Source organism: Actinomyces sp. oral taxon 171 str. F0337 (genome assembly GCF_005696555.1).
Taxonomy (GTDB): domain Bacteria; phylum Actinomycetota; class Actinomycetes; order Actinomycetales; family Actinomycetaceae; genus Actinomyces; species Actinomyces oris_E.
Genome location: NZ_CP040005.1, coordinates 2,956,619 through 2,968,661, shown reverse-complemented (window position 1 = coordinate 2,968,661; position 12,043 = coordinate 2,956,619). Strand labels below are relative to the sequence as shown.

Genomic DNA, 12,043 nt, shown 5'->3' with positions numbered 1-12,043 from the left:
GGCGATCCTCAGCCGCCGAAGCCCGCCGCGTCGACGGCGTTCGGCTCGCCGGCGGCCCCGGTGCCGGCCTCGACGCCGGAGGGCTCGGGGGACGCCGTCGGCGCCGCCTCGAGCAGGAGCCGCAGCAGGACCGCGGCACCGGCCTTGTCCAGGGGCTCGTTGTTGTTGCCGCACTTGGGCGACTGCACGCACGAGGGGCAGCCGCTCGCACAGCCGCAGCCCTCGATGACGGCCAACGTCGCCTCCAGCCACTCGCGCCCGGCCCGGTAGCCGCGCTCGGCGAAGCCCGCCCCGCCGGCGTGCCCGTCATGGACGAAGACCGTGGGCGCCCCCGTCTGCGGGTGCATCGCCGTTGACAGCCCGCCGATGTCCCAGCGGTCGCAGGTGGCCAGCAGCGGCAGCATTCCGATGCTCGCGTGCTCGGCCGCGTGCAGGGCCCCGGTCAGGTCGGCGGGCTCCAGGCCCGCCGCCTCACAGACCTCCTGCGGGATTGTCCACCACACGGCGGCGGTGGGCAGCACGTGCTCGTCCATCTCCAAAGCGTGCTGGGAGACGACCTCCCCTCCCGGCAGCGCCATCCGCTGGTAGCCGGTCACCTGACTGGTGACCTCCACCGAACCGAAGGACCAGGTGATCGCCGCCGTGCCCGGGGGCTCGTGCCCGTTGCCGGGGGCTGATTCGGCCTGTCCGTCACCGGCCGGATCAGGACCGGCGCCGGAGCCGGCCTGCTCTGCGGGCTCGCGCGCCGACGGCTCATGGCAGTCGTCCGGAACCGTCTGAACCGGCCGGCCCCAGACCTGCTGCTCGCGCTCGGCGATGATGCGCACGCTCGAGCGCGACCGGGCCCGCGTGCGGTAGCCGACCGCCGCCTTCTGCCGCACGAGGGCGACGTCGTCGGCCAGCTCCTCGACCACGTAGACGCGCCCCTGATGGACGTAGACCGCGCCCTCGTGGACGGTGGAGTCGGCGGCCGCGCCGTCGACCGTGCCGATGACGACGCCCGTGTCGGCCTCCACCACCGGCACCTCGGGCGGGCCGTCGCCGCGCAGGGAGGTCAGGTCCTGGGGCCGCCCGGGCAGGTTGACGTTCCAGAACCAGCCCGTGGGCCGACGCCGCAGCGCGCCCCGCCCCTCCAGCTCGCGCAGCAGGGCGTCGTCGGCCAGGCCGAACAGGGCCAGGTCCGAGGCCCGCAAGGGCGCCTCGGAGGCGGCGGCGCACAGGTGGGGCGCGAGCACGTAGGGGTTGGCCGGGTCGAAGACCGTGGCCTCCGGGGCGGCGAAGACCGCCTCGGGGTGGTGCACCAGGTAGGCGTCCAGCGGGTTGTCGGAGGCGATGAGGACGGCGAGGCCGCGGCCACCGGCGCGTCCGGCCCGGCCCGCCTGCTGCCCCAGCGAGACGCGCGTGCCCGGCCAGCCGGCGATGAGGACCGCGTCCAGCCCGGTGACGTCGATGCCCAGCTCCAGGGCGTTGGTGGTGGCCAGGGCCCGCAGCCGGCCCGAACGCAGGTCGGCCTCCAGGGCCCGGCGCTCCTCGGGCAGGTAGCCGCCGCGGTAGGCCGACACTGTGCCGACGAGCTCGGGCAGCGAGAGCCCCAGCGTGTGGCGGGCCCGCTCGGCCACGACCTCCGCCGAACGACGCGAGCGCACGAACACCAGCGCCCGGGCGCCCACGCTCAGCAGGTCCACGAGCAGCTCGGCGGCCTCGACGACGGCGCTGCGCCGCTCCGAGGGATCCTCACCAGGATCGCCCGAGTCCGGTTCGGCGCTGCCGGGTGGGGTGACGCCACTCGTGACCGGAGGCCGGCCATGGGCGGCGGAGGCGATGGCGTCGGTGCTGGCCTTCGGTGGGGCATCTGTTCCCGACACGTGCTGTGGGGTCAACGTGGCGCTGGGGGCTGGGAGGCTGTCGCTGTCGCTGTCGGCGGCGCGTGTGGGCCGGGATACGTCGGGGCTTGGGGAGTCCTCGGGCGCCGGACTGCCCTCGCCGGGGGCCGGTAGCACCCAGGGGTCGCGCAGGGCGGGCTGCCACAGGGCCAGGGTGCGCTCCCCGGCGGGTGCGGCGTCGTCGGTGACGGCCACGACGTCGTCGGGCTCGGCGCCGATGAGGCGGGCCGCGGTGAGGGCGGGCTCGGCGGCCGTCGCCGAGGCGCACAGGACGACCGGCTGCGGGCCGTGCGGGCGCAGGCGTGACACGAGCCGCAGGAGGCGACGCAGCACGAGGGCGACGTGCGCCCCCAGGATCCCGCGGTAGGCGTGGCACTCGTCGATGACGATGTAGCTCAGTCCCCGCAGGAGACGGCTCCAGCGCTCGTGGCCCGGCAGCAGCGAGAAGTGAAGGAAGTCGGGGTTGGTCAGGACGATGTCGGCGTGGGCGCGCACCCAGTCGCGCTCGGGCAGGGGAGTGTCGCCGTCGCAGGTGCCGGCGCGCACCGTGCGCAGGGAGCCCGTGGGAGTGCCGGCCTCGCGCTGAACGGCCTCGAGCTCGCCGATGAGCCGGGCCAGGGCGGCGGCCTGGTCGGCGGCGAGCGCCTTGGTGGGGGAGAGGTAGAGGGTGGTGGGGCGCCGGCCGTGGGCGGAGATGCGCGAGTCGGCGCCGGGGGACTGGGCCGCTAGGACGTCGGAGAGTGCCGGCAGCCAGGCGGCCAGCGATTTGCCCGAGCCGGTGCCGGTGGCCAGGACCGTGTGGTGGCCGGCGTGGGCGGAGCTCGCGGCGGCGACCTGGTGCGTCCAGGGGTGCTCGACGCCGATGCGGCGGTAGGCGGCCACGAGGTCGGGGTCCGCCCACTCGGGCCAGTCGGCGTGGCGGCCAGGGCGGGCCGGGGTGCGCTGGAGGTGGACGAGCCTGCCGTCGCGCCCGCCGATGGACTCCAGAAGCCCGCTGAGGTCGCGTGCGGTCCCGTCTGCCATGGGGCACAGTGTGCACCACTGGTGGGCGCCGGCGTCTGACTGGCCTCCGGCGGTGTCCGGGGCCGAGCAAGGCGATCCCTCTTTGCTAGAAGTATCCCGTGTAAATCATCCGCACGAACCGCCTCGACCTGGCAGAATCCTTCCATGGGATTGAATGCTTCCTCTGAGACTCGTCAACAGACCCTGCAGTACTGGTGGATGCTGGAGCTGTTCAGTCCACAAAAGGTGCCTGAGCTGACCAAGCCATCGACGCGTCCGAAGGACCGCCAGGTTATCGACTGGCAGCCTCAGTTGCCCTTGCCGTGGGAAGCGTTGCGTCCACCAGCGCCGGTGAACGGAACGCCTATGAAATGGCAGCACACCGTCTACCTCGGTGTGTACGACCTCGAGGACATCTATCAGGACCTGCACGATGTCTTCGCAGAGGATCGGGATGCCTACGATGAACGTACGGCTGGACTCAGCGCCTGCGCGGCGGTCATGCTCGACGAACGTGGTGCGCTCATGGTGGACTCTGCAACCCTTTCCTCGGCGTTGTGGGCCGTTGCCCGGATCCGGAGCACCCGTGAAGTGCCAAGTCCGCACTGGGGTGGTGGATTCTCCCAGGCTGCAGAAGAGTTCACGAAAGAGGTGGATTCCTTCGAGGGAGACCGACGTGAGGCGGCTGATGCGGAAAAACCTCCTCCTCAGGATGCGGACTCGCTGCACGAGCTGTTGCGTATCGCCCACAAGGTCTCTAGGGTCGCCGGAGTCCCTAAACTGGCCAGTGAACGCATCATCATCTCGTCAGTTGCCGTCTCCAGCCGTCGTGCCGACGATACGGGCGCGGACATCGACTTTCTCAACAGCTTCTTCCTTGACGATCTCGCAACCGTCACGAGAGGGCTGTCCAATGGGGAATGCCCGCAGGCATTGTCTGAGTACCTGACCGCCGACGCTGATCTTCCTGCGGGGCAGCGGGCGGACGTTATCCGGGACAACGCCGTTGCCGACGCAGGAGTCCGAGTCGACAGGCTGCCGAAAGGTCGCTGGCCTTCCAACCCTGAACACAGCCTGGCACTGCGTCAGCAATTCGCCGTCAACCAGGCCTTGGAAGATCTGGCTGATGCGGGTGGTCTGATGGGGGTCAACGGGCCTCCTGGCACCGGAAAGACGACGATGTTGCGCGACATCCTCGCCGGTAATGTCGTCAAACGTGCGCAGCGCCTCGCCGAATTGGAAAGCCCTGACGACGCCTTCACCGCGACCACGCACTGCTGGCAGTCAGGTGATGGCTATCGACGTGAGGTTCGTCAGCTTCAATCGAAACTCACCGGATTCGAGATGGTCGTCGCTTCAGCGAACAACGCCGCCGTTGAGAACATCAGTGTTGAGATTCCCTCTCTTGGTGCAATCGATGGCAAATGGCGGGAAGACGCCGACTATTTTGCTGACATCGCCTCCGCGACTCTGATGGATTCAGATGTGGGTGGCAAGGAGCACAGGGCCTGGGGGCTGGTAGCGGCCCGACTGGGCAACAAGCGAAATCGGGGGGCCTTTCGCTCGGCCTTCTGGTTTGACGTCACGGGGCGGGACAAAAAACCCATTCCGGGAACGGCTCCGCGCATGCAGACGCGTCTGAATCAGTGGCGTGACGGAAAGATGCCATATAAGAGCTGGCCTCAGGCGCGAGAGGACTTCCGTCGGGCCGAGCGGCGTGTCGACGAGCTCCTCGCTCAGCGGGAGGCGGCTCAGTGTCGAAGAGAACGTCTCAAGGATGCCCTTAGGGAGGAACCGGAGCTCGCTGCGCAGGCTCAGCGCCTCACGATGGAGGCCACCGAGGCTGCGGATGACAGGCAGAGGTATGCGAATGTCGTCGAGCGTGCACAGGCGGAGTACTCCGAGGCCAGCAGCATACGGAACCGGCACGTGGAGGCCAGGCCCGGGGTGCTCGAGACGTTCTTCACCATGGGGCGAGCTGTTCGCGAGTGGAGGGAACGGTTGGAGCCACTCGAGGAGCAGCTGCGGACAGCGGAGCAGAACTTGCAGCAGGTGCGTCAGCATGCACAGTCCCTCGACGAGCGAGCGCGGTACATCTCTGGCGAGCTGGTAAGCGTCGAGAATCGACGTAAGCACCTCTCACAGGAAGTAGCTGATCTACACCGGCAAGTCGCTGAGGACCGCGAGCGCTACGGGCGTGGGTACCCGGAGGAGGAGCGGGGCAGAGAAGACCGCGAGAAGTATGCCCCGTGGCTCGACGCCGAGCTCGATGCAGCTCGGTCCGACCTGTTCCTGGCAGCGCTGCGCCTGCATGAGGATTTTCTGGCCAATGCGGCTGGGGACATGGTGAAGGGGTTACGTGCGGCCATTGAGGTGGTTGCCGGTGCCTACCCGCGTAACCTGGAGCCGGAAAAGATACGTGCAGCGTGGCAGACCTTCTTCCTGGTTGTGCCGATGGTTTCGACCACCTTCGCCTCCTTTGGGCGCATGTTCGCCGGTCTTGGTGCCGATTCTCTCGGATGGCTGCTCATTGACGAGGCCGGACAGGCCTGCCCGCAGTACGCCGTCGGAGGGATCTGGCGCTCCCGGCGGGTTGTTGCCGTTGGTGACCCGTTGCAGTTGCAGCCGGTAGTGACGATGCCGCGCAAAGCCCAGTACGACATCGCTGCTGCGTTCGGTGTCTCACCGGTTTGGATTCCGCCGCTCGCCTCGGTCCAGACTCTCGCTGACCGCGTTTCACGCTATGGGACCACTCTGTATCACGGAGAGAAGCCCATGTGGGTGAGCGCACCACTGACAGTGCATCGCCGATGCGACGATCCGATGTTCAGACTGTGCAATGAGATCGCCTACGGGAGCATGATGGTGAGCGGTGTCCAGCGTCGCCTGGATGATCCCGAGCACCCCGATCTCTTTGACGGGCCTCATGAGCAGAAGATTTTACCGAGCCAGTGGATCGACGTTCCTGCGAGAACCCCTGGTACGCATCTTCAAGACAACCAGATCGAGGAGCTGCGCAATCAGATTGAGCAGCTCCAGGATCAAGGCGTCGCCATGTCGCAGATCATCGCCATTTCGCCGTTCCGGGTGGTGGCCAACGCGCTGGGGTCCCTCAGGGGGAGATATCCCGGGTTGCGCGGCGGCACAATCCATACCGCCCAGGGCCGGGAGGCGGATGTGGTCTTCCTCGTTCTGGGCGGCGATCCGGGTGCTCCTGGAGCAAAGGCCTGGGCCTCGTCGACCGTCAACCTTGTCAATGTCGCTGCAAGCCGAGCGAAGCGCCGTCTTTACGTCATCGGTGACCGCGCTGCGTGGGCGCAGTATCCGTACTTCGCGGACCTCGCCTCTGTACTCGCCTCAGAGCCTCTGCAGGCTGAGGGTAAGGCGACTGAATGAAGGTGCGTCGTTAGGACTGGAAGGTTCAGGGCGTCATTCGAGGTTCGGTGAGATGCCGTTCTCCGATCGCCTGCACCCTGACTTGTGCGTTCGTATCTTGTGCGTGGAGCAGGGGTGCGAATGTGGACAGTCTTGCCCTCCGGCCGCGTGTGTAGTGGGGTGCGTGGGGGTTTAGTGGCCTTGGGCTTGTTCGGCGTCGTCGGTGAGGTAGGTGATGATGCGGACGAGGTCGTAGGGGGTGGAGGTCTCGGTGGTGGTGATGGTGCCGTCGATGGTGCGCCACTGGCTCTCGCCTTGGGGGCGGTAGCGGGTGGTCCAGGTGGTGGTCAATGTGGTGGTGACGCCGGTGGCGGTGTGCTGGTAGTGGTGGGTGACGGTCTGGTTGGGGTAGGGGTGGCCGGGGTCGGTGGTGGTTGTGGTGGTGCCGTCTCCCCAGGTCCAGGTGTAGGAGACGGGGGTGAACTCCACCTCGATGGGGGTGTTCAGGATGGTGGTGGTCTGGTGTCGGGGGGTGGGGTCGGTGTAGACGATGAAGGCCTTGGAGATGACGACCTGTGGTCCTGGGGGCTGGCGGGTGATGCCTGAGCCGGAGGCGATGAGGGTGGCGGCCTGGCGGGTGGTGATCGTGATCGTGCGGGGGGTGCTGCCGCCGGTGGGCTCGGCGGGCTGGGTGGGGCGGTTGGGCGCCAGCAGGCGGCACGCGTAGTCTGGCGACTCATTGCCGTTGTTCTTGGCTGAGCACTCGTGGTGGGGCTGCTGATCCCACATTGACGGGTCCGAGGCCGTCACGGCCGGATGCTCCTGAGACGGAGGCTCACCAGAATCTGGAGACCCCTCCTGAGGAATTGTTTCAGTCACCTCACCGTAGAATTCACTTCCATTTCCCACATTTCTAGAGTCGATTTCTGTCTGTGGTGGAGGCGCAGTGTCCTGGGCTGCCCTCGCAGAGGAGATGAAAAGAAATAAAATCGACGCAACAGCGACTGTAGTAACTCGCCGCCTTGTATTCACTTGTCTTCCACCTCCACGTTGCCGATTAGCCATCGGTTTTCGCTATAGCGGGCCGCGATGTTCACGACTTTTCCCTCAGAAGGTTCGGAGGTACTCGGATTTTGGCCGTCTCCGTAGTATGAAGTCATTTTTCCGTAGTTGACGATGACCTTGATTCTGTTGTAGTCATAACCTTCGAGCTTCTCGTAGAAAGTTATGTCGACAATTTCCTGATCCCACTTGTCTGCCCAGCCTCCTTTGCTGTGGATGTCATTGGCATCGTCGATGGTTGACTGGCAGAATTTGCAGCGGTCTTCGCTCATGGCGGCGAGCTCGGTGGTGTTGCCGGTCATGAAGGCGTAGCGGTAGAGGTCGAGGAAGTAGCCGACGCTGGCGGCTGCGCCTTCGGGGGTGTCCTCGTTCATCTGCTTGGGCTTGGTGGGTGCGGGTTCGGCCAGGGCGGCGTCGCGCTTGGCGCGCAGCTCGGGGGTCAGGGCGGCTTCTCGGGAGGCGGTCGCTGAGGCGTTGGCGTCGGCGATGCCCTTCTCAGCCCGGGCCACAGCAGCCGACGCGCTGGCACTCGCGCTGGCGCTGGCCTCGGCCTTGGTGTCCTTCACCGAGCAGGCCGCCACCCCCAGCGCCAGCACGCACACCGCCACCAGCCCAGCCACACCCCTGCGACGCCCAGGACGAGAACCAGGCCACTCCCAACACCCCGACAGCGCAATCCGCTCCACGCGCTCACTGGAGCCGTTGGGTTCCAGGTGGGCGTGACGGCCTTGCGTTACGGGGCGCTGCTCCAGCGCCGCCTGGCCGGGGTCGGTTGCAGGCTGCCTCGCCCCCGCGGGCGCAGCAGGTCGTAGGGACGCACTCATCACGGAAGCCTCCTCGCCACCGAAACAACTCCTCACACCGCCAGGCCGGGCGACACTGCCCGTCCGAGCGGTGCATTGACATTACCCGCTCACACGCCCCCACCACCAGACCTTGAAGCCACCCTGTGGAAAACCCCTGACGCTCGTGCACCAGCCCCCGTCACTGCCTGCTCCGGTCCACCTCCTCCACAGGCCGGGGCCTCGGGGCCACTCCTGGTGAGCGGTCCTGAGGCCTCGAGGCATCCCGTGCTCGCGGCTGCGCCCGCTTACGCCGTCACGCCGTCCTACGCCGTCGCGGTGGCCGGACCTCCAGCGCCGTCGAGAGTGGCGTCAGAACTGCTGCTGGTCCGCGCCGTAGTGCGCTGGGTGCGCCGGGAACCGGCCTGCAGGAGCACGAGCGCCAGCGGCGCCACCGGCACGATCGCGAAGAACACGGTCACCCACACCGCGCTGAGGCTGAGCATCTCGTGGATGAGCAGGACCGCGGGGGCAAGGATCGCCACGATGACGAAGGCCGCCAGGGCCCCGACCACCGGCCGCACCCGCCTCGGTGCCAGCGTGGTCAGCGCCAGCGCGAGCGTGGGGAGGACCAGGACGTAGGCGGCGCCGGACACCAGCACCATGAGTGGCACGCAGACGGCCGCCAGCAGGAGCAGCACCGCGGCGACGGCCTCCTGCCCGAGCCCCTCCTTCCAGCGCCGCACCACGAAGTGCACTGTGAGCCCAACCCCGATGAGGGTCCCGCCGGCGAACATCCCCACCAGCAGGGGGTTCGGTCCGAGCCCGCTCTCCGGCGCCCACTTCATCGCCATGGCGCCCAGCTGCACCAGCCCCGCCACGGCGGAGGCGAACGCGGCCCGCCACGTCAGACCCCAGACGCTCCCCAGGACCCGCTTCCAGCGCAGGGACCGTGCCCGCACCGCGACGGCGCCGATCGCCGCGATGATGGCCAGGCACCCCAGCCCCGTCCCGACCGCCGCCGGGTAGTGCACTGTCATCCCCCGCCACAGCTGGAAGAAGTGGAGGTCGCCGTCGGCCGTCAGCGTGGGGGCCTGCCCGTCGAAGGCCCAGGCCCGCGTGAGGCCGAGGACCTGGTCGCCGTAGTGCTGGAGGGTCGAGTGGTCGACGTAGCGCGGGGCGTCGGTGGCGTGGTGGTAGTGCTCGGCCTCCCCGATCGCCGCGATGTTGAGCACCGTGAAGCCCTCGGGGATGAGCGCCGCCATGTCGGTGGTGTTAGGCATGCGCGCGTACAGCGAGGGTAAGAGCGAGCCGGTCGCGGGCTGCTCCACGTGGCTGAGGAAGTAGCCGGCGACGGCGCTGTTGTTCGGGGAGGTCTCGAACATGAGCGCCGGACCGCTCGTGCCGCGCGCCTCGAGGTTGAGGACCAGGTCGACGTTCTCGTAGTCGGCGCGGTGGTGGCGCATCTCGTTGCGGGCGCCGATGAGGCCGATCTCCTCGGCGTCGGTGATGACGATCTTCAGCGAGTTCTCCGGCTGGCGCCCCTCGGCCTTGAGGGCCCGGAGTGTCTCGACGATGGCGGCCACGCCGTAGCCGTCGTCGGCTGCACCGAGAGAGGTGCCGTCGGTGATCTGCTGATGGCCGTTCTCGTCCGCCTCGACCGTGGCCGAGTCGTAGTGGGCCATGAGCGCCATGGTGCGCTCGGACTTCCCCGGCACGTCGACGACGATCGTGTCAGTCGGCGCGTCCTTAAGCGTCGCCTGCTGCTCGGCGGACAAGCCGTCGAAGATCCTCTTGTCCGCCGGGTCGCTGAGATCGAACATCGGGTCGGAGTGCACGGTGGGGGTGTAGCCGAGGTCGGTGAACATGCCGATGACGTCGTCGCGCGCCCGGTCGTGCGCCTCGCGGCGCAGGACACTGTGGGGCTCGTCGGCGAGGCGGTTGATGGAGGTCATGGCGCGCTCGGCGGAGAACTCGGTCGGGTCGGCGGTGGTTGGTGCGGGGGAGGGCAGGATGAGGACGCTCAGGCCCGCCACCAGACCCAGCAGGGCGGCGATCGGGGCCAGCAGGCGCCGGGCGAGACCGGGCGCGGGGAAACGGCGATCAGTCATGGTGTCAGCTTTCAGGACGTGAATTGGTGGTCGGTTGGGGTGGGAGGAGTGCCGGCGTCGCCTTCACGCCTTCCGCTCGACGTCGGCGGGGCCAGGACCCCGGGGCGCGGCGTGGGGGAGCGAAGGTGACGCCAGATGTGGGCGGCTCAGGCCTTGGGCCAGGCGACGACCAGGCAGACGGCGACGAAGGCGACAGTCAGCGCCACCTGCGTCCAGCCGAGCCAGGCCCGGCGACGCGGCAGGGTGGGCAGATCCGGCCACAGCGTGATGCCCCGGACGATCCCGTACAGGCCGGGCAGCGACGCCGCCGCCGGGATCCAGGTGGGCACGTGCGCCCAGGGCCCCGAGGCCGCGGCCGCCGCCAAGCAGGCGAGGAGCGCGGACACGCGGCAGACCACCGCCATGCGGCTGGGGGCGCTCGCCGCGCGGGCGGCCGTGTACAGGCCCATGACCAGCGCCAGGATGGTGAAGATGCCGAGGATCATGCCCTGAAGCAGCATCTCGGTCGGCACCGGTAGGCGCGCCGACGAGGCCTTCTGCCCGTCGGTTAGGAGCGCCGCGGCGAGCGCGGCGGCGGTACCGTCCGTGTTCTGGTCGGTGTAGACCATGACGGCCTTGCCCGACTCCTTGTCGATGGCCAGGTGCGTCATGTACTCCATCGTGGTTCCGCCGTGGCCGATGATCGTGTGCCCGTCGACGACGTCGGTGTACCAGGTGTAGCCGACCTTCTCGCCCGGCAGCTGGAAGCCGGCCAAGACTTCCGCGGGCCACCGCGCCTCCTGAGGAGCAGCCCCGCCGGGGACGGTGCCGGTCAGGACCGCCTGGGCGTAGCGGGTCATGTCCTCCGGGGTGCTCCACACCCCGGCGCCGGCCGGGTTGGAGCCCGGGCCGCTGAGCGACTGGCCGCGGCGCCCATTGGCCTGGACCCCGTGGATGGCGCCGTCGGGAATTTCCGACTGGCCGGCGGTGAGGGTCGTGTGCTCCATGCCCAGGGGTGTGAAGAGCCGTTCCGAGGCATAGGACTTCCAGGACTCGGCCCCGGCGGCGCGCCTGAGCGCCTCGCCCAGCAGCGAGATGCCCAGGTTGGAGTAGGCGAACTCGCCGCGCTTGCCCATCTCGGTGGTGCGGGTCTTCTCGATGAGCTGGTCGGTGTTGTCGGTGAAGGGGTTGAGTCCCAGAATGTCGCCTCGCAGCACGAACCGGCTCAGGTCCTGCGAGGGGACACCCGGGATGCCGGAGCGATGCGAGGCGAGCTCCTCCAGGGTGGCCTCGCCGGCCGGGGTGCCGGCGAGCTCGGGAAGGTGTGTGGACAACGGGTCGCTCGCCTTGACCTCGCCGCGCGCGATGGCGTCGGCCAGGAGCTGGCCGTCGAAGGTCTTGGTGATCGAGCCGATCTCCATGGGTGTGGTGGACGTGTACTGCTGGCCGGAGGCGGCGGTGCCGATGCCGGCGTGGCGGGCGCCCTCGGTGGTGATGACGGAGACATGGATGCCTCGGGCCCGGTAGTCATCGGGCAGAAGGCTGATGACCTGCTTGGCCAGGTCCTTGTCTCCTGTGATGGAGGAGGTGTCGGCCTTCGGCGCGTGCGGCCCGACGGCGAGGACCGCCAGGGCCAGGCAGGCCGCCAGGACCGCGCAGGCCCAGCGGGGCAGGAGACCGCGTGGCCGGATGGAGGCTGTGGGTCTGACCTGCTGCGATGGAGGGTGGGAACGGTGGAGGGGAGAGGTATCGGTGCTCATGGGACCAGGCTGTCGGAGCGTGATCGCCCACACGATCCAGCCACCTGGTCGCTCGATGTCGGGCCAACCCGACAAAAGAATGTCGGCCG

At 68.4% G+C, this 12,043-nt stretch carries 6 protein-coding genes; 1 reads left to right on the top strand and 5 read right to left on the bottom strand.

Annotated features, from left to right (window positions below; genetic code table 11):
• Nucleotides 1–8: 8 nt before the first annotated feature.
• Nucleotides 9–2,906 (bottom strand): DEAD/DEAH box helicase, encoded by a 2,898-nt coding sequence (locus FBF36_RS12670; RefSeq protein ID WP_225792385.1) that lies wholly within the window; start codon nucleotides 2,904–2,906, stop codon nucleotides 9–11.
• A 144-nt stretch (nucleotides 2,907–3,050) separates the two neighbouring features.
• On the opposite strand from FBF36_RS12670, the gene FBF36_RS12665 reads away from it, so the two are divergent.
• Entirely contained in the window at nucleotides 3,051–6,281 is a 3,231-nt protein-coding gene (locus FBF36_RS12665; protein ID WP_034491079.1) for a DEAD/DEAH box helicase, read from the top strand.
• 171 nt (nucleotides 6,282–6,452) lie between these two features.
• On the opposite strand, the gene FBF36_RS12660 is transcribed toward FBF36_RS12665, so the two are convergent.
• The 4 genes from FBF36_RS12660 to FBF36_RS12645 all read right to left on the bottom strand — a co-directional run bounded on the left by FBF36_RS12660 (nucleotide 6,453) and on the right by FBF36_RS12645 (nucleotide 11,954).
• Nucleotides 6,453–7,325 carry a zinc transporter gene (locus tag FBF36_RS12660; protein WP_412784057.1) on the bottom strand — a complete coding sequence of 291 codons (873 nt, stop codon included), beginning with the start codon at nucleotides 7,323–7,325 and terminating at the stop codon, nucleotides 6,453–6,455.
• Nucleotides 7,289–8,146: a DUF6318 family protein gene (locus FBF36_RS12655; protein WP_225792518.1), complete on the bottom strand. Its 858-nt coding sequence runs from the start codon at nucleotides 8,144–8,146 to the stop codon at nucleotides 7,289–7,291. Before FBF36_RS12655 ends, FBF36_RS12660 begins: the two co-directional genes overlap by 37 nt.
• 284 nt (nucleotides 8,147–8,430) lie before the next feature.
• Entirely contained in the window at nucleotides 8,431–10,215 is a 1,785-nt protein-coding gene (locus FBF36_RS12650) for a M20/M25/M40 family metallo-hydrolase (RefSeq protein WP_009393608.1), read from the bottom strand.
• A gap of 146 nt (nucleotides 10,216–10,361) precedes the next feature.
• Complete coding sequence (locus FBF36_RS12645; protein ID WP_138137680.1) at nucleotides 10,362–11,954, bottom strand: serine hydrolase domain-containing protein; 1,593 nt, start codon at nucleotides 11,952–11,954, stop codon at nucleotides 10,362–10,364.
• Nucleotides 11,955–12,043 lie beyond the last annotated feature (89 nt).

What these genes read in the sequence shown, in the direction of transcription:
- FBF36_RS12670 (WP_225792385.1), bottom strand. Translation starts at nt 2,906, where the DNA reads ATGGCAGACGGGACCGCACGCGACCTCAGCGGGCTTCTGGAGTCCATC.
- FBF36_RS12665 (WP_034491079.1), top strand. Translation starts at nt 3,051, where the DNA reads ATGGGATTGAATGCTTCCTCTGAGACTCGTCAACAGACCCTGCAGTAC.
- FBF36_RS12660 (WP_412784057.1), bottom strand. Translation starts at nt 7,325, where the DNA reads ATGGCTAATCGGCAACGTGGAGGTGGAAGACAAGTGAATACAAGGCGG.
- FBF36_RS12655 (WP_225792518.1), bottom strand. Translation starts at nt 8,146, where the DNA reads ATGAGTGCGTCCCTACGACCTGCTGCGCCCGCGGGGGCGAGGCAGCCT.
- FBF36_RS12650 (WP_009393608.1), bottom strand. Translation starts at nt 10,215, where the DNA reads ATGACTGATCGCCGTTTCCCCGCGCCCGGTCTCGCCCGGCGCCTGCTG.
- FBF36_RS12645 (WP_138137680.1), bottom strand. Translation starts at nt 11,954, where the DNA reads ATGAGCACCGATACCTCTCCCCTCCACCGTTCCCACCCTCCATCGCAG.